General features: G+C 68.6%; 18 protein-coding genes and 1 tRNA gene. 4 read left to right on the top strand and 15 right to left on the bottom strand.

Going from position 1 to position 20,115, the window contains the following annotated elements:
- Positions 1–36: 36 nt before the first annotated feature.
- From F0Q34_RS22340 to F0Q34_RS13005, 3 genes are all read right to left on the bottom strand, one after another.
- Positions 37–927, bottom strand: coding sequence for a DUF2272 domain-containing protein (locus tag F0Q34_RS22340; RefSeq protein ID WP_241665470.1), 891 nt, complete (start codon positions 925–927; stop codon positions 37–39).
- Positions 928–994: 67 nt separating this feature from the next.
- Complete coding sequence (locus tag F0Q34_RS13000; RefSeq protein WP_241665471.1) at positions 995–1,747, bottom strand: DedA family protein; 753 nt, start codon at positions 1,745–1,747, stop codon at positions 995–997.
- A gap of 106 nt (positions 1,748–1,853) precedes the next feature.
- Positions 1,854–3,437: a glycosyl hydrolase gene (locus tag F0Q34_RS13005; protein WP_161600873.1), complete on the bottom strand. Its 1,584-nt coding sequence runs from the start codon at positions 3,435–3,437 to the stop codon at positions 1,854–1,856.
- 226 nt (positions 3,438–3,663) lie between these two features.
- Here F0Q34_RS13005 and F0Q34_RS13010 point away from each other — a divergent pair, with 226 nt between their 5' ends.
- A complete protein-coding gene (locus tag F0Q34_RS13010) occupies positions 3,664–4,050 on the top strand; it encodes a hypothetical protein (protein WP_149812661.1) in 387 nt (128 codons plus the stop codon).
- A gap of 462 nt (positions 4,051–4,512) precedes the next feature.
- On the opposite strand, the gene F0Q34_RS13015 is transcribed toward F0Q34_RS13010, so the two are convergent.
- Together F0Q34_RS13015 and F0Q34_RS13020 are read right to left on the bottom strand one after the other, a co-directional pair.
- A complete protein-coding gene (locus tag F0Q34_RS13015) occupies positions 4,513–5,478 on the bottom strand; it encodes a tripartite tricarboxylate transporter substrate-binding protein (RefSeq protein ID WP_149812662.1) in 966 nt (321 codons plus the stop codon).
- A gap of 55 nt (positions 5,479–5,533) precedes the next feature.
- Positions 5,534–6,607, bottom strand: a complete 1,074-nt coding sequence (locus F0Q34_RS13020) for a tartrate dehydrogenase (RefSeq protein WP_149812663.1) — start codon at positions 6,605–6,607, stop codon at positions 5,534–5,536.
- A gap of 113 nt (positions 6,608–6,720) precedes the next feature.
- On the opposite strand from F0Q34_RS13020, the gene F0Q34_RS13025 reads away from it, so the two are divergent.
- Positions 6,721–7,611 carry a LysR family transcriptional regulator gene (locus F0Q34_RS13025; RefSeq protein ID WP_149812664.1) on the top strand — a complete coding sequence of 297 codons (891 nt, stop codon included), beginning with the start codon at positions 6,721–6,723 and terminating at the stop codon, positions 7,609–7,611.
- A gap of 37 nt (positions 7,612–7,648) precedes the next feature.
- On the opposite strand, the gene F0Q34_RS13030 is transcribed toward F0Q34_RS13025, so the two are convergent.
- Positions 7,649–8,053: a tautomerase family protein gene (locus F0Q34_RS13030; RefSeq protein WP_149812665.1), complete on the bottom strand. Its 405-nt coding sequence runs from the start codon at positions 8,051–8,053 to the stop codon at positions 7,649–7,651.
- 105 nt (positions 8,054–8,158) lie between these two features.
- Here F0Q34_RS13030 and F0Q34_RS13035 point away from each other — a divergent pair, with 105 nt between their 5' ends.
- Positions 8,159–9,001 (top strand): LysR family transcriptional regulator, encoded by an 843-nt coding sequence (locus F0Q34_RS13035; RefSeq protein ID WP_149812829.1) that lies wholly within the window; start codon positions 8,159–8,161, stop codon positions 8,999–9,001.
- 188 nt (positions 9,002–9,189) lie between these two features.
- Here F0Q34_RS13035 and F0Q34_RS13040 read toward each other — a convergent pair.
- The 6 genes from F0Q34_RS13040 to F0Q34_RS13065 form a co-directional block, all read right to left on the bottom strand.
- Positions 9,190–9,265, bottom strand: a tRNA-Glu gene (locus F0Q34_RS13040).
- Between the two features lie 109 nt (positions 9,266–9,374).
- The gene (gene recJ / locus F0Q34_RS13045) at positions 9,375–11,159 is read right to left on the bottom strand and encodes a single-stranded-DNA-specific exonuclease RecJ (RefSeq protein WP_149812830.1); all 1,785 of its coding nucleotides are present in this window, start codon (positions 11,157–11,159) and stop codon (positions 9,375–9,377) included.
- A 16-nt stretch (positions 11,160–11,175) separates the two neighbouring features.
- Positions 11,176–12,159, bottom strand: coding sequence for a class II fructose-bisphosphatase (gene glpX, locus F0Q34_RS13050; RefSeq protein WP_149812666.1), 984 nt, complete (start codon positions 12,157–12,159; stop codon positions 11,176–11,178).
- 74 nt (positions 12,160–12,233) lie between these two features.
- Complete coding sequence (locus F0Q34_RS13055) at positions 12,234–13,526, bottom strand: homoserine dehydrogenase (RefSeq protein ID WP_149812667.1); 1,293 nt, start codon at positions 13,524–13,526, stop codon at positions 12,234–12,236.
- On the bottom strand, positions 13,523–14,752 hold the full coding sequence (locus F0Q34_RS13060) for an LL-diaminopimelate aminotransferase (protein ID WP_149812668.1): 1,230 nt from the start codon (positions 14,750–14,752) through the stop codon (positions 13,523–13,525). The genes F0Q34_RS13055 and F0Q34_RS13060 overlap by 4 nt, the downstream gene beginning before the upstream one ends.
- Before the next feature lie 79 nt (positions 14,753–14,831).
- Positions 14,832–15,377 (bottom strand): hypothetical protein, encoded by a 546-nt coding sequence (locus F0Q34_RS13065; protein ID WP_149812669.1) that lies wholly within the window; start codon positions 15,375–15,377, stop codon positions 14,832–14,834.
- Between the two features lie 129 nt (positions 15,378–15,506).
- On the opposite strand from F0Q34_RS13065, the gene F0Q34_RS13070 reads away from it, so the two are divergent.
- Positions 15,507–17,330 carry a PHA/PHB synthase family protein gene (locus F0Q34_RS13070; RefSeq protein WP_149812670.1) on the top strand — a complete coding sequence of 608 codons (1,824 nt, stop codon included), beginning with the start codon at positions 15,507–15,509 and terminating at the stop codon, positions 17,328–17,330.
- Between the two features lie 35 nt (positions 17,331–17,365).
- On the opposite strand, the gene F0Q34_RS13075 is transcribed toward F0Q34_RS13070, so the two are convergent.
- The 3 genes from F0Q34_RS13075 to rpmE all read right to left on the bottom strand — a co-directional run bounded on the left by F0Q34_RS13075 (position 17,366) and on the right by rpmE (position 19,918).
- The gene (locus F0Q34_RS13075; RefSeq protein WP_149812671.1) at positions 17,366–18,709 is read right to left on the bottom strand and encodes a DEAD/DEAH box helicase; all 1,344 of its coding nucleotides are present in this window, start codon (positions 18,707–18,709) and stop codon (positions 17,366–17,368) included.
- A 308-nt stretch (positions 18,710–19,017) separates the two neighbouring features.
- Positions 19,018–19,485: an Hsp20 family protein gene (locus tag F0Q34_RS13080; RefSeq protein WP_149812672.1), complete on the bottom strand. Its 468-nt coding sequence runs from the start codon at positions 19,483–19,485 to the stop codon at positions 19,018–19,020.
- Positions 19,486–19,687: 202 nt separating this feature from the next.
- On the bottom strand, positions 19,688–19,918 hold the full coding sequence (gene rpmE, locus F0Q34_RS13085; protein WP_149812673.1) for a 50S ribosomal protein L31: 231 nt from the start codon (positions 19,916–19,918) through the stop codon (positions 19,688–19,690).
- Positions 19,919–20,115: the final 197 nt, after the last annotated feature.

Raw genomic sequence — 20,115 nt, forward strand, 5'->3', positions numbered from 1 at the left:
CTGGGCGCGCTTTGTTCTCCCAGGTGCGCCGCGGCGCTAGGGGGACAGATCCAGGCGGTTCTCCAACACCACCAGGAAAGGCGCCTTGTCGGGCGGCGCCGGCAGCACAAGGCCGCTCCGGTCGGCAGGGAAGCGGCGCAGCGCCACCACGTCGATCACATTGCCGCCGACGGCCTGGATCTGCCCGGCGCCCGCCGCCACCACAAGATCGCAATGGAGCGGCCGGAACTGCCCTAGCTCGCCCAGCCGCTCCTGCCAATGCAGCAATGGCGAGGCCGAGCGGTCCGCACATAGCAGGTCACCCGCCCGCGGCGCGTAATGGCCTGGGTCATGCGGCACAAAGGCCGCCCGCTCGGGAGCCGCCCCGGCCTGGATCAGCAGCGGATCGAGGTAGCCGGCATGCGAACCGGAGGGCGGGAACACAAAGCCCGGCACGCCGGCCATGGACATGAGGTGGCTGATGAAGGCCGCGGACCAGGCAGGATATGCCCAAAGGGAGATGGAAGGCAGCATCGGGGGCGCCGCTTCCGCCGGGACCGCTTCGAGGGCATATGCGGCCGCTCCTGGGAAAGCGGGAGCCGAGGCCTGCATCAGGCCCGCGACCAGCGCATCATGAACCTGCTGGTGGCGCCGGATAACCCCTGGCCCGTCCAACGGCACGGCGTTCCAGTACAACAGCACCTTGTCGTAGAGGCGCGGATCGGCTTCCCGCGGAAGGGCCTCAGGCCACCCATCCAGCACGATGCCGCCCCAGTCGCGCCATTCCGCCAGGGCTGTGGCGACGAGCCTTCCGCGCCAGGGCGGCAATGCGGCCACATCCTCCGGCTGGGGTGGCGATGGCGCGGAAGCGCAGGCGGCCAGCGCCAGCGTGGCCAGCCCCACCAAGCATCCCCGCAGCCCTTCCGCCATGCCGCCACCTTCGCTCAAGCCGCGAGAAGCAACGCCGCAGTCAGGTCAAGGTCACCAATTGTTCCGCCTGCGGAGGAAAGTGGCGTCAGACGGCCATCCGGTTCAGGGTGCGGGCCCGCTCGGCGCTTGGGCGGCTGGCGGCCGGCGCGGCGGGCGGCGGAAGGTCCGGCGTGCGCGCCACCGGCGGGCGGCCGTCGCTGGTCGGAACAGGCAGCTTCGCACCCCAGAGGCGGCCCTTCACCAGCCGCCATACGAGATACAGCAGCACCGCCGCGCCGATCCCGCCAAGGGCGTATTTGGTGCCTTCCTCCCCCAGCCAGGCCACCACGAACCAGCCCGCGGCGACAAAGGAGCTCGCCCAAAGTCCGGCCGCGATGAAGTTCAGGATGGCGAAGCGGGGATGCCCCATGCCGGCAATGCCGCAGGCCGCCGAGGCCACGTTGCGCACGCCATAAACAAAGCGGAAGCTGAGCACGAACAGCGTGCCATAGCGGTCGAGGAAACGCATGGCCGAGGCCAGCCGCTTCTCGGCGTAGGGAATCCGCTTGACCGCCCGCACGCCATAACGGCGCCCCAGGGTGAACCAGAGCTGGTCGCCCAGGAAGGAGCCCAGCCAGACCGAGACGATCAACAGCCAGGGATCGATAAGCCCTGTCGCCTGCCCCGCCGCCGCCGCCAGGATCACAAAGGTTTCGCCTTCAAAGAAGGCCCAGGCAGCGGCCGCCAGATACGCCAAACCGCCCCAATCCGCCCAGAACTCGGCCACGCAGCATTCCCCCTCGCGGCCAGCGCCGCCGGCCAAACGATGCGGGAAATCGGCGGGGGAAGGAAACAGCAAATACGCGTCTCAGTACAAAAAAATTGCCTGCCCTCCCGCTGTTCAGGAGAAGGGCAGGCACTGGCGGCCGCGCCGCTGCATCGCAGCAGGCGCGGCCATCCTTGCCTCAGCCCCAGAAATAGTCGCTGGAGGACAGCGAGGTGGTGCCCGAGATCGTCACATGGGTCACGCTGCCATCGGCGGCGCGGATCGACCAGTCATCGCCGTCGTTCGACAGCTTCGCTCCGTCGCCGAAGCCCTTGAAGTTCACCTTGTCGCCTTCCGCGCGGCGGAAGTCGGTGATGGTCTCGTCACCCTGGCCCTTGCCGATGACAAAGGTGTCGGCGCCCTTGCCGCCTGTCAGCACGTCATTGCCACCCATGCCGTTCAGCACGTTGCGGCCGTCATTGCCGATGATCAGGTTGTCCAGCCCGTTGCCGTTGCCGTTGGCGTTGCCCCAGCCATAGAAGACCAGGTTCTCGACATTGTCCGGCAGCGTGTAGTCGTGGATCCAGGTGGTCACGGTATCCGTGCCGGCACCGGCCTTCTCCACCACGCGGTCGCTGGCGCTGAAGATCGAGTAGGTATCGTCACCCTTGCCGCCATGCATGGTGTCGCCGCCGCCCTGCGACTGGTACCAGTCATTGCCGTCGGTGCCGTGCCAGGTTTCGCTGCGGCTGCTGCCCCAGCTCTGCTGCGACCATCCGGCCGAAGCCTTAGCGCCCGAGCCATTCTGGCCACCATCGTCCGGGGTCGCGACGGGCGTTTCGGCCGGCGCTTCGCTTTCATTGCCGGTGGCGGGGCTGGAGCCCGAGCCGGAATCATTGTCGCCGGAATTGTCCTTGCCCGCGTCGGAATCCCAGTCGACCCCGTTAGAGGAACGGCCCGAGAAGGCGGACTTGAACGCCGAACCGGTCGCCGAATCGCTGCCGTCGGACAGGCGGCCGGGATAGGCGGCGTCGGAATCCCAATAGGTCTGGTAGACGACGTTGTGGCTGTCGAACCATTCCTTCGCGGCCTTCACGAAGCTGCCGGCATTGTTGCCCTGCGCGCCCCATTCGGAATAGGCGGTGGGCTTGCCATGCGCCTTGGCGAAGTTCTCCAGCCACTGCAGGCCGTACTTCTGATCGCGGATATGGGCGAAGGCAGCGGCGCCGTCATAGCTCTGCCACTGCGGATTGAAGTAGAAATCCATGCCGATGATGTCGACATAGTTGTCGCCCGGATAGGCCTTCGCCGGGTCCATGCCGCCATAGGCTTCGTTGACGTTCCACTCGAACTTGAAGCGGTCGGACACGGAGCGGAAGGTATCCACGAACTCGCGGAACGCGCCGATGAAGGCGTCTTCCTTGCCTTGCGCGGACCAGCGGAACCAGTCGCCGTTGAATTCCCACCCGGTGCGGACATAGATCGGGCCGCTGTCGTCGGAGCGGAGCAGGTTCTGCGCGACCTGCTTGTAGTACTTGTTGTAGTCGCCATTGGCGGCGGAATGCAGGTTGGCGCCGTTCACGGTGATCGGCACGGACCAGAACACCTCGCGTCCGGTCGGGCCCCACACTGAATCGACGGCCCAGCGCGAGCTGTCGACGAAGTCGCCCCAGCTGGCGGCACCAATCACCCCGTGAACACCATCCACATCGCGGCCAAGCCAGTTCTCGAACTGCTTCAGGCGCTGCGTGCTGTTTTCGACATAGACTCCGAGAAGAGCCATTTTGTGCTTCCTGTGCGTCGGGTACAGGCGTCCCATTCCTTGCTGTGGAGCACAGCAAAGTTGGAAAGCTTCTGTACGGGTTGCGCGAGGTTTGCTGGCGAATTGGCCGCCCGCCAGGCGCTCGGAACGCATCAGCCCTAGCTGCCCAGCGCGAACGAGTCGAGGCATTGCTGCAAGGCAACATGACGAAAACGTGTGGACGAATCGCGCAGTTGGGAAGTTTGCCGTGCAGCCCTACAGAATCTTGAACGTATTAAAAAAAAGAATTCGTGGATTTCTCCAGAAACGCGGCAACTCTGCGCGTCTTGCCACAACATCAATGGCGACTCAGCAGCACAAGAAGGCCGTTCTACCACTAATTGATGAGGCTTCTTCTGTAGCTGCCTATTCTACCATTAAGATATCCTGGTGTTTAATATTATCGTTTCAGGATCGTGCTGATGGTTTTCATCACGCAACCGGGCCGCCCCTGGGCGGCAACCTCCCCTTTCCGGTTGCGCTCAAGGCCGACGTTCCTGAAACCCTCCCCGTGCCGGAGTGGGTGGCGAGCGGGATTTTGTTCTGGAAAGGGAATTATTTTCGAAAGGAAGCTCCTCGGTGCTTTGGGCCTTGAGCCTGGCGCCGTCCGACCTTCCGGATCTTCTAAGACGAGGGGCCTGCTGCCTGCGCATGCTGGCAAGGACCGGCAAGCCAAGCCGAGAGCCTCTCACATCTTGTTACAATTTCAACTTACGGGAAACAAATACTCGCCTCGCGCGAACATCCGTGCAGAATATCATCGTCTTGCAGGAGGAACCTCCCGTGTCGTGCGAAAGCTTCTCCTCGACTGCTTCGGTTCCCCTGGCGGGCGCGCCTGGCGCGGCCCAGACCGGCGCGGCTTCGCAATTCGCCGAATTCATGGCGGCATGGCTGAAGCCCCTCCGGCCCGATTGGCGGCAGGCTTCCTCCAAGGATGCAGGCTGTTCCCCTGATGCCCGGTCCGGAGGCTGAGGAGCCACCGTCCCGGCGGCCCCACGGGCCATAGATTCCCCAAGGATGGGCGGCTCCTGGAACCATCCATCCCGGTGACGCGGCGTCAGTCTGCGTAAACGCCCGCATCCTGGATGATGGGCCGCCAGCGGGCCACCTCCTCGCCCAGGAAGCGACGGTGGAAGGCTGGGGTGGCGCGTTCCGGACTGGCGGGAGCTGTCACCAGTTCGCCGAAGCGGGCCAGCAGCCGCTCCTCCTTCAGGGCGGCGCGCAACGCTTCGGACAGGCGCTCCTGCACGGCCTCGGGCGTGCCGGCGGGCGCGTAAAGCCCGTGCCAGGTGCTCATGCTGATTTCCGGATGCCCGGCCTCGGCCGTGGTGGGCAGGTCCAGGCCCGGCACGCGCTGCGGCAGCGTCACGGCATAGGCCTTGATGCGGCCATCGCGGATAAAGGGCGCCGTGTTGGTGGCCTGGTCGCAGAACACATCGATGCGCCCGGCCATCATGTCGGTGATGGCGGGGGCGCTGCCACGGAACACCACCGTGGTCAGGGCCTGCCCAGCGGCGCGCTGCAGCAGCATGCCGCAAAGCTGGTTCGCTCCACCAAGGCCCGAATGCGCCAGGGTCAGCTTGTCGCCCTGCCGGCGGATCTCGGCCATCATGCCCGCCAGGTCGGTGGCCGGGAAATCCGGCCTCGCCACCAGCGTCATCGCCGCATCCGACACCAGCCCGAGCGGCGCGAAGCTGGTCTGCACATCATAAGGCAGCTTGCGGTACAGCGTGGCGGTGGTGGCGTGGCCGATATGGTGCATCAGCAGCGTGGTGCCATCAGGCCGCGCCTGCGCCACCCGGCCAGCAGCGATGGTGCCGCCCGCGCCTGTGACGTTCTCCACCACCACCGGGACGCCGAGTTGCCGGCCCATGCCCTCCGCCACCAGCCGGCTGATGACGTCGGTGGGGCCGCCCGCGGCAAAGGGAACGGTGATGGTGACGGCACGGCTGATTTCCTGCGCTAGGGCGGGAGCAGCCAACAGGGCGGCCCCGGCACCCAGCAGGGCGCGACGAGCGAGCATGGACATTCCTCCTTGTTGAAAGGCCGCGGCGGTTGCTCCGCCGTCGGCATGCTGGTCAGATATTGGCGCTGTGGATCGCGTCGCAAACCGCTTCCGTGACCTGCTTCGTGGTGGCGGTGCCACCGAGATCGGGCGTCAGCAGCCCCGATGCCGTCACGCGTTCCACCGCCGCCATCAGCCGGGCCGCGGCCTCCGGCTCGCCCAGATGCTCCAGCATCTGCGCGCCGGTCCAGAAGGTGGCCACCGGGTTGGCGATGCCCTTGCCCGTGATGTCGAAGGCCGATCCATGGATCGGCTCGAACATCGAGGGGAAGCGCCGCTCGGGATCGACATTGCCAGTGGGCGCGACGCCGAGGCTGCCGGCCAGCGCCGCCGCGAGGTCGGACAGGATGTCGGCATGCAGGTTGGTGGCGACGATGGTGTCCAGGCTCTGCGGCTTCAGCACCATGCGCATGGTCATGGCATCCACCAGCATCTTGTCCCAGGTGACGTCGGGGAACTCCTTTGAAACCTGCTCGGCGATCTCGTCCCACATCACCATGCCGAAGCGCTGGGCGTTGGATTTCGTCACCACCGTCAGCAGCTTGCGCGGCCGCGCCTGGGCGAGGCGGAAGGCGTAGCGCATGATCCGTGTGACGCCGACGCGGGTGAAGATCGCGACCTCCGTCGCCACCTCCTCCGGCAGGCCGCGATGCGCGCGGCCGCCATGGCCGGCATACTCGCCTTCCGAATTCTCCCGCACGATCACCCAGTCGAGGTCACCGGGCCCGCAATCGCGCAGAGGCGGCGTGACGCCGGGCAGGATCTTGGTGGGGCGCACATTGGCATACTGGTCGAAGCCCTGGCAGATCGGCAGCCGCAGGCCCCACAGCGTCACATGGTCCGGCACGTCCGGCGCGCCCACGGCGCCGAAGTAGATGGCGTCGAACTTCTTCAGCGTTTCCAGGCCATCGGCCGGCATCATCGCGCCCGTGCGCTTGTAGAAGTCCGAACCCCAGGGAAACTCCTCCACATGCAGCCGGAAGCTGCCCATGCGCCGCTGCAACGCCTCCAGCGCCTGAAGTCCGGCGGCAATGACCTCGGGCCCGATGCCGTCGGCCGGGATGGCGGCAATCGCGTATTCGCGCATGACTGGTCCTCCAACTGTTCGGGCGAGCGTAGCCTGGATGCGGGATGGTGTTTGCACGCGAAAGATTATGCAAATTATTGCATCAATCCCCTGCGCGGCGCAGGCTGCAATGCATGGAACTCAAGCAGCTACGCTGTTTTCTGGCGGTGGCCGAGGCCCTGAGCTTCGGCCGCGCGGCGCAGGGCCTGAACATGCTGCCCAGTGCGCTGGGCCGGCAGGTGCGGCTGCTCGAGGAGGAGCTGGGCTCGCCGCTGTTCCACCGCACCACGCGGCAGGTGACGCTGTCGGCCGCGGGCGTGACGCTGCTGCCCGAAGCACGCGCCATCCTGGAGCGGGCCGCCGGTGCGGCGAGGCTGGTGCGCGCCCTTGCCCCCCAGGGTGGCCCGTTGCGGATCGGTGCTATCGACAGCGCGGCGGCGGGGCTGCTGCCCGGGCCGCTGTCGCGCTTCCGGCAAGCCTTTCCCGGCATCCCGACCCAGCTGGTGGAGGCAAAATCGGCGCAGATCCTGCCCTGGCTGCGGGCCGGGCGCCTCGACCTCGGCTTTGTGCGGCCGCCGCAGCGGCCGGAGGGGCTGCAATGCCGGTGGCTGATGCAGGAACGGCCCGTGGCCGCCCTTCCCCGCCTTCACCCCTTCGCCGCCCGGCGGCGCCTGCGGCTGGAGGATCTTTCGCGGCAGCCCGTCATCCTGCCGCCACGCGCCACCCGGCCGCATAGCCGGGGCGTCGTGCTGCGGCTCTACGCGCTGCTCGGCGAGGCACCCCGGGTGGCGCAGGAGGCGGAGGAGAAGCAGACCATCATCGGCCTTGTCGCCGCCGGCATCGGCATTGCCCTGCTGCCGGAATGGGCGGCGCGGCTGCGGGTGCCAGGGGTGGTGTTCCGGCCGCTGGACCTGCCGGGCGAGGCGAGCCTGCCGGAATGGTCCCTGGTGGCGGCATGGCCCAGCGGCGCGGCGAATGCGGCACGGGACCAGTTCCTGTCCGTGTTGCAGGACGGGATCGGCTGATCTCCCCTCCCTTGGCTTGCCATCCGGCGATGGCGTCTCAGCCAGGACGGGCGGCGGCCCAGCGTGCCTCCTGTGTCCGGCCGCCATAGCCATAGGCATGCCCGTCCACGGCGTGGACAAGCACATAGCTTTCCTCATGCAGCGGACCGAGCAAGGACGCCATTCCATCAAAGGCGGAGCGCACGAAGCGCGCAGTGTCGTCCCGGGTATTGGTGCCGGCGGTGATCTTGATGTCCAGCCAGAAGGCGGAAAGCCCGGCTTCAGCAGGCCGCGCCCCGCCGGCGAACCACGCCACCGGCTCCGCAGGCTCGACCAGAACGGCCGTCACCCCGGGGTCCTTGCCCAGCGTCTCCGCGCTGGCACGGGCGGCGAAGGCGGCGATCTCGGCGCGCAGCTCGGGACGCGGCTCCGGCGTCACGTAGCGGATGGTGATCATCGGCATCTGACGGGTCCTTCAGGGCCATGGGTATGAGGAGCCCAGTCTGGATCTTTCGCCAGGGAAGCAGAACGCTATGGTTCGTGATAGCAAGCATAGCGGATTGCGATGATGCTCGATCTTGAATCCGTCCGGCTCTTTGTTCTGGCCGTGGAGTTCGGCAACCTGACCCGCGCCGCCGAAGCCGCCGGCACGGTGCAGCCGGTTGTCAGCCAGCGCCTCAAGGCCCTGGAAACCCGTCTCGGCCGGCGCCTGCTCGACCGCAGCCCCCGCCTGGTCCGTTTGACCGCCGATGGCCTCGCCTTTCTGCCCCGCGCCCGGGCCCTTCTCGCGGCGCATGACGAGGCGCTGACGCCGGCCGGCACCCCAGCCATCCGCGTGAAGGTGGGGTTCAGCGACCATGCGACCGGCGTCGCCCTTGAAGCGGTGCTGCGCCGCGTCCGCGTCGCCCTGCCACCTGAAGCGGTGCTGGAACTGCGCCTTGGCCCGTCGCTCGCGCTGCGTGGCGCCTTCGAGACCGGCGAATGCGACGCCATTATCCTCCGGCGCGAAGCCGGCGGCAGCGAGGGTGAGGTTCTAGGCACCGATCCTCTGGGCTGGCGTGCCGCGGCTGACCTCAGGCCGGAACAGGATGGTATGGTGCCGCTCGCCACGCTGGCCCCGCCCTGCGGCGTGCGGGCGGCGGCGATGCGGGCGCTCCATCAGGCGCGGCGCCCCTGGCGGGAAGCGTTTACCGCCGGTAGCTGCGTCGCCCTTCTCGCCGGGGCGCAGGCCGGCTTCGGCATAGCCCCCATGGGCCGCCTGGCGTCTGGCGGCACCGAAGACCGTGGCCCCGCGCTGGGGCTGCCACCCCTCCCGCCATCCGAGATCGTGTTGTTCGCCCGCACGGGAACGCCGGTTCTGGGCGCCGCCGCCCGTGCCCTTGCCGCCGGAATGCGGGCCAGCCTGGGCTAGGATGCCGCATCGACGGCGGGGACGAGCCGGCAAACAGGCGCGCGCCACGCACAGGACTGGCCGTTCATGATCGCACCGGCCGAGGCGACAAACCGCTCCGGATGGTGGCCCAAGGCCCTTCGCGTGAGCTCCGCAAGCAGCGGCTCCGCATCGCACGACAAAGACTGGATTTCCGCAGGCGAAGCGGCTGGCGTCCCCAACGGGATTCGAACCCGTGTTACCAACGTGAAAGGCTGGTGTCCTAGGCCTCTAGACGATGGGGACCTGCGCCAGTTCCGCGACGCAGCCTTTCGGGCTGCGGACGGGCGGGTAATTAACCCAGGCGTGGCGGTGCGTCCAGCCCCCCTGTGAACGGCGACGGACGAGATCACGCTTAAAGCGGAGCGGCGTCCTGGATATGCAGGGCCGCCGACACCTGGCCGTTCCAGGCTTCGGCCCGCAGCATCCCGGCGAGATGGAGCGGCGCGCCGCGGCTGCCCAGCAGCAATTCCGCCAGCGGCCCTTCCTTGGCCCGGAAGCACACCGCCTTCAGCCGCCCGCCCGTTTCCCCTTCGATAAAGGCGCGGATGGTATTGCCTTCCTTGCCGACACGGTCGGCGCGGCCGATCCGCACCCGAGGCAGCGCGAAGACCGGCTCCTCATTGCCTGCGCCGAAGGGGCCGATGCGGCTGATCTGCGTGGCCAGCTCGGCCGTCGCGGCTGGCACCAGAAGCGTGCCATCCAGCATCAGCTCGGCGCTGGCCGGAAGGTTCGCGGCATGGGCCAGGCGCTCGTTGAGGAAGGCATGCACCTCCTCCCGCCGCTCGGCGCGGAAGGAGAAGCCGGCCGCCATGGCGTGGCCGCCGCCCGTCTCCAGCAACCCGCCCTGGCGCGCGGCGATGATCGCGGCGCCCAGATCGACGCCCGGCACGGAACGCCCGGAACCCTTGGCCAGCCCTTCCGCCAGCCCGGCCACGCAGGCCGGCCTGTTGAAGCGCTCCTTGACCCGCCCCGCCACGATGCCGACCACGCCGGGATGCCATTCCTCGCCGCAAAGCAGCAGAACCGGGTGGCCGGCCTCCGCTTGCGCCTCGGCCTGGGCATAGGCCGCGGCCAGAATGCTGCCTTCCACCTCCTGCCGGCGGCGGTTCACGACATCGAGGCGCTCGGCCATGATGCGCGCTTCCACCGGATCGTCGCAGCACAGCAGGCGCAAGCCCAGATCCGGCTCGCCGATGCGCCCCGAGGCGTTGATGCGTGGGCCAAGCAGGAAGCCGAGCGTGTAGGTGGAAGGCAGGTCGCGGGCTTGCGCCACCTCCAGCAGCGCGGCGATGCCGGCGCGCTGCCCGCGCGCCATCACCTTCAGCCCCTGCGTGACAAAGGCGCGGTTCAGGCCGGTCAGCGGCATGACGTCGCACACCGTCGCCAGCGCCACGAGGTCCAGCAGGTCCAGCAGCCGGGGCTCGGGCCGGTCGGCGAAGAAGCCTTCGCGCCGCAATTGCCGCAGCGTCGCGATCGCCGCCATGAAGCTGACGGCCGCGGCGCAGAGATGGCGCAGTCCGGAGCCGCAATCGAGGCGGTTCGGGTTCACCGCCGCGGCGATGCGCGGCACCGGTCCTTCCGCCTTGTGGTGGTCCAGCACCACCACGTCGGCGCGGCCCTCGGCCGCTTCCAGCGCCGCATGGGCGGCGATGCCGCAATCCACGCACACGATCAACGTGGCGCCCTCGGCGCAAAGGGCCGCGATGGCGGTGGGATTGGGGCCGTAGCCTTCCTTCAGGCGGTCCGGAACATAGGGACGCACGCTGCATCCCAGTTCCCCCAGGAAGCGGGCCGTCAGCGCCCCCGCGCAGGCGCCATCGACGTCGTAATCGCCGAACACCGCCACCGTCTCGCGGTCGCGGATCGCCTGGGCGAGCCGCGCCGCGGCGGCATCCATGTCGATCAGGACCGAGGGATCGGGCAGCAGGGCGCGCAGCGTCGGCTCCAGGAACAGCTCCGCCTGCTCGGGCGCAACGCCGCGCGCCGCCAGCAGCTGACCCAGCAGTTCCGGCAGCCCCAGCCGCTGCGCGATGGCCAGGCCCATGCGCGCATCCGCCTGGCGCCAGGACCAGCGCCGGCCGGACACGGATTGGGCGACGCCGAGCACCGCCTTCGGTGCCTCCGGCGGCGCCTGCATGGCCCCGCCCGGAAGATCAGCCAACAAAAGCGCTCGGCTTCAGGCTGATGTTGTGATGCGCCTCGACATAGCGGACCGTGCCGGTCTTGCTGCGCATGATGATGGAATGCGTGTAGGCGGAGGTCGGGCCGCGGCGGACGCCATGCAGCAGCGGACCGCCGGTGACGCCGGTGGCGGCGAACATCACCTCGCCCCGGGCCATGTCCTCGACGGCGAACTTCTTGTTCGGGTCGGTGATGCCCATCTCCCTGGCGCGGGCGATCTGCGCGTCATCCTCGTACAACAGGCGGCCCTGCATCTGGCCGCCGATGCAGCGCAGCGCGGCGGCGGCCAGCACGCCCTCGGGCGCGCCGCCGGAACCGAGGTAAAGATCCACCCCCGTTCCCGCCTGCGACACGGCGATCAGGCCGGCCACGTCGCCATCGGGGATCAGCATGATGCGCGCGCCGGCCTCCCGGCAGGCGCGGATGATGTCCTTGTGGCGGTCGCGGCCGAGGATGCAGACCATCAGGTCATTGACCTCGGCCTTCTTGGCCTTGGCCAGCTCGCGCAGGTTCTCGCCCGGGGAGGCATCGAGATCGACCACGCCTGCCGGCAGGCCGGGGCCCACCGCGATCTTGTCCATGTAGATGTCGGGCGCGTGCAGGAAGCCGCCATGCTCGGCCACCGCCAGCGTCGCGATCGAGTTCGGCCCGCCGGTGGCGCAGATGTTGGTGCCTTCCAGCGGATCGACAGCGATGTCGACCTCGGGGCCGCCGGAGCCAATCTTCTCGCCGATATAGAGCATCGGCGCTTCGTCCATTTCGCCCTCGCCGATCACCACGGTGCCGCTGATGGCGATGGTGTCGAAGGCCTTGCGCATGGCGTCCACGGCGGCGCCATCGGCGGCGTTCTTGTCGCCGCGGCCGATCCAGCGGCTGGCGGCCAGCGCCGCCGCCTCCGTCACGCGCACCAGTTCCAGGGCGAGGTTGCGGTCTACGGGCGTCGTATCGCGGCGCATGGTGGCCTCCTGAGCTACGCGGGGAAGCGGCCCCCGCGGCCGAGCTATGGGCGGAACAGTCGCGTCAAAGCCAATCAAAGCGTTTCAATGCGGATCAGCGCCGGGGGTTCCAGCACCGCCTCCAGCGCCGCGATGCGGCCCAGCGCGTCGCGCATCGCAGCCTCCCCGCAGTCGTGCGTGGTCAGCACCACCGGCACCGCCCCCACCGCCGAGCGGCCGCGCTGGATCATGGATTCCAGGCTGATGCCATGGTCGCGCAGCACGCCGGTGACGTCGGCGATGACGCCCGGCCGGTCCAGCACCATCAGGCGCAGGTAATAGGCGCCCTGGTGGCTTTCCATCGGCCGGGACGGCACTGAGGAAAGCGACGCGGCGGCCGCGCCCCAGACCGGCGTGTGCCGGCCACGCGCGATGTCGATCAGGTCCGCCACCACCGCGCTGGCGGTCGGGCCCGCGCCGGCGCCGCGGCCTTCCAGCACCACGCGGCCCACGAAATCGCCTTCCGCCACCACCGCGTTGTAGACGCCATCCACCACGGCGATGGGATGCGAGACGGGCACCATGCAGGGATGCACGCGGGCCGCGACGCCCCCTTCCCCCGCCTCGGCGATGCCGAGCAGCTTGATGCGGTAGCCGAGCTCCTCGGCCAGCGCGATATCGGTCGCGGTGATGTTGCGGATGCCTTCCACATGCACCGCGCCGAACTCCACCGGGCGGCCGAAGGCCAGCGCCGCCAGGATCGCCAGCTTGTGCGCGGCATCGACGCCGTCGATGTCGAAGGACGGGTCGGCCTCAGCATAGCCGAGCTTCTGCGCCTCGGCGAGCACGTCGCCGAATTCGCGCTTCTGCTCGCGCATGCAGGTGAGGATGTAGTTGCAGGTGCCGTTCAGGATGCCGGTGACGCGGGAAATGCGGTTCGCCGCCAAACCCTCGCGCAGCGCCTTGATCGCGGGGATGCCGCCCGCCACCGCCGCCTCATAGGCGAGCGCGGCGCCGGCTTCCTCGGCCTGACGGGCCAGTTCCGCGCCACGCAGCGCCAGCAATGCCTTGTTGGCTGTGACCACCGGCCTGCCCGCCGCCAGCGCGGCTTCAACAAGGGCCCGGGCCGGTCCGTCCGAGCCACCGATCAGTTCCACCACCACGTCGGCCTCGGCCTCACGCGCCATGGCAACCGGGTCGTCATACCAGCGCAGGCCATCGAGCGGCACGCCGCGGTCGCGGCCGCGATCCCGCGCCGAAACCGCGGTGACAATGATGGGGCGGCCGGCACGGGCGGCGATCAGCTCCGCATTGGCGCGCAGCACGGAAAGCACCCCGGCACCCACGGTGCCCAGGCCGGCGATGGCAACGGAAAGCGGAGCAGTCATTCTTTCACCAGTTCAGCAGGAAGCTTCGGTGCCTCGGCCGGGCCACCATTGTCGGTCTGCAGGAAGGCGCGGATGCCGCGCAGCGCCTGACGGATGCGTTGGGTGTTCTCCACCATGGCGATGCGGACATGGCCGTCGCCATGCTCGCCGAAGCCGAGCCCCGGCGCCACCGCCACCCTGGCGCGCGCCAGCAGCAGCTTGGAGAACCCGACGCTGCCGAGATGGCGGAACCGCTCGGGGATCTCGGCCCAGACGAACATGCCGGCCTCCGGCACGGGCACGTCCCAGCCGGCCTGCTTCAGCCCCTTCACCAGCACGTCCCGGCGGTCGCGGTACAGGCGGCGCATCTCCTCGATGCAGTCCTGCGGCCCGTTCAGCGCGGCGGTGGAGGCGACCTGGATCGGCGTGAAGGCGCCATAGTCGAGATAGGACTTCACCCGCGTCAGCGCCGCGATCAGCCGCGGATTGCCAGCGGCGAAGCCCATCCGCCAGCCCGCCATGTTGTAGGTCTTGCTCATCGAGGTGAACTCGACCGCGACATCCCTGGCCCCCGGCACCTCCAGGATCGAGGGCGGCACGCGGCTGCCGTAATACAGCTCCGCATAGGCGAGGTCGGACAGGATGAAGATCTCGTGCCGCTTCGCGAAGGCGACGACTTCCCGGTAGAAGTCGAGGTCCGCCATCAGCCCGGTCGGGTTGGACGGGTAGTTGATGATCAGCGCCGTCGGCTTCGGCACCGAATGGCGCACCGCGCGGTCCAGCGCCTGCAGCATCGCCTCATCCGGCGTGTGCGGCACCGAACGGACGGAGGCGCCGGCGATGATGAAGCCGAACTGGTGGATCGGATAGGACGGGTTGGGCACCAGGATGGTGTCGCCGGGGGAGGAAATGGCGGCCGCCAGATTGGCCAGGCCCTCCTTGGAGCCCAGCGTCGCCACGACCTCGGTATCCGGGTCGAGCTGCACGTTGAAGCGCCGGGCATAATAGTTCGCCAGCGCCCGGCGCAGCCCCGGAATGCCCTTGGACGCCGAATAGCCATGGGTGCTGGGGTTCTGCACCGCCTCGATCAGCTTGGCCACGATGTGCGGCGGCGTCGGGCTGTCGGGATTGCCCATGCCGAGATCCACGATGTCCTCGGCGGCCGCGCGCGCCTTCGCCTTGGCCTGGTTGACCTCGGCGAAGACATAGGGCGGCAGGCGGCGGATGCGGTGGAATTCCTCGGTCATTGCGATGCGGTCCGTGACGCTGGTTGCGGCCAGGATAGTGCAGATCGCCCGGCTGCGGAAACGATGGGGGTGGCCGTCCTTACAGCCGGGGCGGCGCCGGGGCCAGGAATTCCGCGGGCGGCGGTTCCGGCGCGGCGGTGCCCGGATCCTCGGGAAGGCCCGGCGCGTCCGGCATGACGGAGGGGGATGGCGCGCCCACCGGCGGCGCGGCGGAAAGGCGCGCCGGGGCCGGCGGGCTGGCGGGGATCAGGCCGCTGCCTTCGGTTCCCGCCGGGCGTTCCGGCAGCGGCTGGCCGGGCTGCACCGGATCGCGGGACTGGCTGCGCGCATCGGCCAGGGCGCGGCTTAACGCTTCCCGCGCCGAAGGGCTGCCGCGCGGCGGCGGCGGCGGCACCGATGCCAGGTTGGGATAGTCCAGGTCGGAGCCCGGCGGCAGGGAGCGGCCCTGCAATGGCTCGCCGAAGGCGTTGCGGAAGAATTCGCCCGGCCCCTCGGCGGGCGAGCCCACGCAGGCCGACAGCGCGAACAGGCCGCACAGGCTAGCGGCACGCGCCCAGGCGCCCGGTTGATGCCGGCCGGTCCGGACACTACCCTCTAGACGGCTCCATCCGGTGCGCTGCGCCATGGTTCGTCCCATCCTCACCATCGGCCCTGGGCATTAGCCCGAAAGCCGGGGCGGGCGGAAGGCCAGGCCGGCGCCAAGGGGGTTTGGGCCGAAGGAATGCAGGCGCCCGGCAACGGCGCGGAGGGACGCATGGACAAGAATGAAACGCCGCAGGATTCCGGTCCCTTCCGCATGCCTGACCCAGCCCTGGTTTCCCGCACCATGGCGGATGTGGCCGAGCGCGGCCAGCGCATCGTCGCCGACTTCCTGAAGCGGCAGGCGCAGGACGGCGCCCATGCGGCGGTTCCCGGCGCCGACCCGATGCAGATCGGCCATGCCTTCATGGAGATGTCGGCCCGCCTGATGGCCAATCCGGCACGGCTGGTGCAGGCGCAACTCGGCTTCTGGCAGGATTACCTGACGCTCTGGCAGAACACCGCCCGCCGCATCTGGGGCGGCGACACGGCGGAGCCGGTGATCGCCGAGGACAGCAAGGACCGGCGCTTCAAGCACGAGGCCTGGCGCGAGAACGAGGTCTTCGACTTCATCCGCCAGTCCTATCTGCTGTCCGCCCGCTACATCACCAATGTCGCCCAGGCGGCCGACGACCTCGATCCCAGGACGGCGCAGAAGATCGATTTCTACACGCGGCAATTCGTTGACGCGCTGAGCCCCTCCAACTTCCTGATGACCAACCCCGAGGTGCTGCGCAAAACCGCCGAAACGGGCGGCGAGAACCTGTTGCGCGGCCTGCAGAACCTGCTGACGGATCTGGAACGCGGCAAGGGGCGGCTGCGCATCCGCATGACGGACGAGAAGCAGTTCCGCATCGGCGAGACCATCGCCGTGACGCCGGGAAAGGTGGTGTTCCAGAACGCCCTGATTCAGCTGATCCAGTACACGCCGACGACCGAGAAGGTTTTGAAGCGGCCGTTGCTGATCATTCCGCCCTGGATCAACAAGTTCTACATCCTCGACCTGCGGCCCAGGAACAGCTTCATCCGCTGGGCCGTGGAGCAGGGCCACACGGTTTTCGTTATCTCCTGGGTCAATCCGGACGAGACGCTGGCTGCGAAATCCTTCGAGGACTACATGCTGGAAGGCCCCTATGCCGCGCTCGACGCGATCGCGCAGGCCACGGGGGAAAAGGCGGTCAACGCCATCGGCTATTGCCTCGGCGGCACGCTGCTGGGCTGCACCCTGGCGCATATGGCCGCCAAGCGCGACAACCGCATCAGGTCGGCCACCTTCTTCACCACGATGCTGGACTTCGCGGAGGCCGGCGAGCTTTCCGTCTTCATCGACGAGGAACAACTGCAATCGCTGGAATCCAGGATGCAGAAACGCGGCTATCTCGAAGGCCGCGAAATGGCGACAACCTTCAACATGCTGCGCGCCAATGACCTGATCTGGTCCTTCGTGGTGCAGAACTACCTGATGGGCCAGGAGCCCTTCCCCTTCGACCTGCTGTTCTGGAACGACGACAGCACACGCATGCCGGCGGCCATGCACAGCTTCTACCTGCGGCGCATGTACCAGCAGAACGACCTGGTGAAGCCCGGCGGCATCACCCTGGCCGGCGTGCCGCTGGATCTTTCGAAGATCAAGGTGCCGGCTTATTTCCTGTCGACGCGGGAAGACCACATCGCGCCGTGGAAGAGCACCTATCGCGGCACCCAGCTGCTGTCCGGCCCGGTGCGGTTCGTGCTCGCCGCGTCCGGCCACATCGCGGGTGTCACCAATCCGCCCAGTTCCGGCAAATACAGCCACTGGGTCGGCGACAGCCTGCCCTCCTCCCCCGGCGAATGGTTCGAGGCGGCGACCGAACTGGCCGGCTCCTGGTGGCCGGACTGGCAGCGCTGGGTGGCGGCGCAGGACAAGGCCCAGGTGCCGGCGCGGCAGCCCGGAAGCGGCGCGCTGCCGGCGCTGGAGGATGCGCCGGGCAGCTATGTCAAGGTGATGGCGACGGATTGAAAGGAACGCGCCGCCCGGGTGGGCGGCGCGAGCCGTCAGCGGCCGCTGTCGCGGAAATCCGCCTCGCGCCAGGAACGATCCCGGCGGTCGCCACGCGGCGGCACCGGGCCACGGCTGGGCCCCTGGGGGCGGCCCTGGCGCTGCTGGCCCGGGCCGGCGTTCTGCGGGCGGCCCCGCCCGCGCGGCGGCTGCGGCTTGGCCTTAGGCAGGCCGGCGGCGGCCTCGGCCTTGGCGGCCGGGCTGCGGCGGTCCTCGGCGGGGATGCGCATGGCGATCAGCTTCTCGACCGCCTTCAGCTTCGCCACCTCATCCGGGGCGCAGAAGGCGATCGCCTCGCCGCTCGCGCCGGCGCGCGCGGTGCGGCCGATGCGGTGGACATAGGCTTCCGGCGTGTCCGGCAGGTCGAACTGGAACACATGCGTCACGCCATCCACGTCGATGCCGCGGCTGGCGATGTCGGTGGCCACCAGGATCGGCGCGCGGCCGTTGCGGAACTCCGCCAGGGCACGCTCGCGCTGGCCCTGGGAACGATCGCCGTGGATGGCGTGGGCATTGATGCCGTCCAGCACCAGATGCTTGGCGACGCGGTCGGCGCCATGCTTGGTGCGGGCGAACACCAGGGCGCGGCCGATGCCGGGCTGGCGCAGCAATTCCGACAGCAGCACGCGCTTCTGGGACGCATCAATGTGGATCAGCCGCTGATCCACCCGCTCGGCTGTCGAGGCAACCGGGGCCACCGACACCTTGGCCGGGTCCTTCAGAAGCTCATTGGCGATCTTGGCAATCTCGGCCGGCATGGTGGCGGAGAAGAACAGCGTCTGCCGCTTGGAGGACATCATGCCGGTCAGCTTGCGGATCGCGGGCCAGAAGCCGCGGTCCAGCATCTGGTCGGCCTCGTCCAGCACCAGGATCTCCACGCCCTGCAGGCGGGCGACGCCGGTCTGCACATGGTCGAGCAGGCGGCCCGGGGTGGCCACCAGAACGTCCACGCCGCGCTGCAGCGCCTGCACCTGCGGCCGCGCACCCACGCCGCCGAAGATCACGGTGGAGGTCAGGCCGAGATGGCGGCCATAGGCCCGGACATTTTCGGCGATCTGCGAGGCCAGTTCGCGCGTCGGCGACAGGATCAGGGCGCGGCAGCCACCGCGCGGCGCCTGGGCGCGGCGGGCGGCCAGGTGGTGCAGCAGCGGCAACGCGAAGGCGGCGGTCTTGCCGGTGCCGGTCTGGGCGATGCCCAGCAGGTCGCGGCCTTGCAGCACCAGCGGAATGGCCTGGGACTGGATCGGGGTGGGAGTGGTGTAGCCTTCCTCGCTCAGGGCACGCAGCAGCGGCTCGGCGAGGCCCAACTGGGCGAAGTCGGGGGTGGTCACGTCGGTCATCAGCACATCCAGAGAAAACGGCGCGCGCCATGACGGCCGCACCGGTTGCGGGTCAGGACGCCCCGCGTGTCTGGGTCGTACCGGGAAGAGAAGATCCGGACGGTTGCGCCCGGGGCCCTGACCAGAACCGAAGCCCGGCGATGCGGAGCTTTGCGGTCATTCACGCGGTCAGGACGCGGCCAGATGGCCCTTGGCGGCTCCGGCGGCGCTGATATGCGCGCCATGAAGCCATGATGCAAGCGCGAAGAAATCTGCGCTGCAAAAAGCGGCCGGGATGTTCGCCATCCCGGCCGCCCCGTCAGACGCCGTTAAGCAGCCTGCTTCTCGCCTTCCAGCACCGGCTGGACAGGGCGGGACGCCGCGATCGGGATGCGGCGGGGCTTCAGCGCCTCCGGCACCTCACGCTTCAGGGCGACGTGCAGCAGGCCGTTCGCCAGATCCGCGCCTTCCACCTGGATGTGGTCGGCCAGCACGAAGCGGCGCTCGAAAGCACGGCCAGCGATGCCGCGATGCAGATAGCGGCGGCCCTGGTCATCCTCGGCCTTGGCCTTGCCGCTCACCAGGAGGACGTTGTCCTGGCTGGTGATATCGAGATCGTCCGGCCCGAAGCCGGCCACGGCCATGGTCAGCACGTAGCTGTCATCGCCGGTCTTCTCGATGTTGTACGGGGGATAGGCCGGGCCTTCCGCGGCGGCGCGGGCGGTGTCCATCAGGCGGGCCAGGCGGTCGAAGCCGATGGCGGAACGGAACAGCGGAGCAGTGTCGAAAGCATTCATCGTCAAGCACCTTCTCGATCAAGCAAGGTCCTGTTGCATGGCGATCCGGCGTTTCCGGGCCCCCGATCGGGCGACCCGCTTGCAACCGTCTCGCGCCGGCAACCCCGAGAGCCGGGCGCTGCTGGCAGAGCATGAAATAGAAAACGCCGCCCCCTGGTTCAAGGGGCGGCGTGGCCGTAAGGCGTCAGAAAAAAGGGCCGGATCAGCCCTTCTTGCGGGCGCCGATGCCGGCGAACTTCTTGTTGAACTTGGCGATCTGCCCGCCCGTGTCGATGATGCGCTGCTGGCCGGTCCAGGCCGGGTGCGACTTCGGGTCGATATCGAGCCGCAGGGTGTCACCTTCCTTGCCCATGCAGGACTTGGTCTTGAAGGTGGTCCCATCGGTCATGATGATGTTGATTTCGTGGTAGTCGGGATGAATGTCGGGCTTCATGGCGATCGCTTTCTCGATGGAGCAGCCGATGCCGACCGGCCGCGCGGAAGCGCCGCTTCTACAGGCCCCGACCGCCCGGCGCAACCATTGGACGCGCGGCCATGAGAAGCGACAGCCGGATAAAGCTTCCCGGCTCCAGCCTGGTGGTCCTGATCCGGTTTAAGACTTAATCTTCGCCGCACCGAAGCAGGCGAGAC

It is taken from the genome of Teichococcus oryzae (genome assembly GCF_008386565.1).
Lineage (GTDB): Bacteria > Pseudomonadota > Alphaproteobacteria > Acetobacterales > Acetobacteraceae > Pseudoroseomonas > Pseudoroseomonas oryzae.

Bases quoted from the DNA above. Each gene is read 5' to 3' on its own strand.
- F0Q34_RS13080 (WP_149812672.1), bottom strand. From the start codon at position 19,485: ATGAATGCTTTCGACACTGCTCCGCTGTTCCGTTCCGCCATCGGCTTC.
- F0Q34_RS13070 (WP_149812670.1), top strand. From the start codon at position 15,507: ATGGACAAGAATGAAACGCCGCAGGATTCCGGTCCCTTCCGCATGCCT.
- F0Q34_RS13005 (WP_161600873.1), bottom strand. From the start codon at position 3,437: ATGGCTCTTCTCGGAGTCTATGTCGAAAACAGCACGCAGCGCCTGAAG.
- glpX (WP_149812666.1), bottom strand. From the start codon at position 12,159: ATGCGCCGCGATACGACGCCCGTAGACCGCAACCTCGCCCTGGAACTG.
- F0Q34_RS13030 (WP_149812665.1), bottom strand. From the start codon at position 8,053: ATGCCGATGATCACCATCCGCTACGTGACGCCGGAGCCGCGTCCCGAG.
- recJ (WP_149812830.1), bottom strand. From the start codon at position 11,159: ATGCAGGCGCCGCCGGAGGCACCGAAGGCGGTGCTCGGCGTCGCCCAA.
- F0Q34_RS13055 (WP_149812667.1), bottom strand. From the start codon at position 13,526: ATGACTGCTCCGCTTTCCGTTGCCATCGCCGGCCTGGGCACCGTGGGT.
- F0Q34_RS13025 (WP_149812664.1), top strand. From the start codon at position 6,721: ATGGAACTCAAGCAGCTACGCTGTTTTCTGGCGGTGGCCGAGGCCCTG.
- F0Q34_RS13065 (WP_149812669.1), bottom strand. From the start codon at position 15,377: ATGGCGCAGCGCACCGGATGGAGCCGTCTAGAGGGTAGTGTCCGGACC.
- F0Q34_RS13075 (WP_149812671.1), bottom strand. From the start codon at position 18,709: ATGACCGACGTGACCACCCCCGACTTCGCCCAGTTGGGCCTCGCCGAG.
- F0Q34_RS13035 (WP_149812829.1), top strand. From the start codon at position 8,159: ATGCTCGATCTTGAATCCGTCCGGCTCTTTGTTCTGGCCGTGGAGTTC.
- F0Q34_RS13020 (WP_149812663.1), bottom strand. From the start codon at position 6,607: ATGCGCGAATACGCGATTGCCGCCATCCCGGCCGACGGCATCGGGCCC.
- F0Q34_RS13060 (WP_149812668.1), bottom strand. From the start codon at position 14,752: ATGACCGAGGAATTCCACCGCATCCGCCGCCTGCCGCCCTATGTCTTC.
- rpmE (WP_149812673.1), bottom strand. From the start codon at position 19,918: ATGAAGCCCGACATTCATCCCGACTACCACGAAATCAACATCATCATG.
- F0Q34_RS13015 (WP_149812662.1), bottom strand. From the start codon at position 5,478: ATGCTCGCTCGTCGCGCCCTGCTGGGTGCCGGGGCCGCCCTGTTGGCT.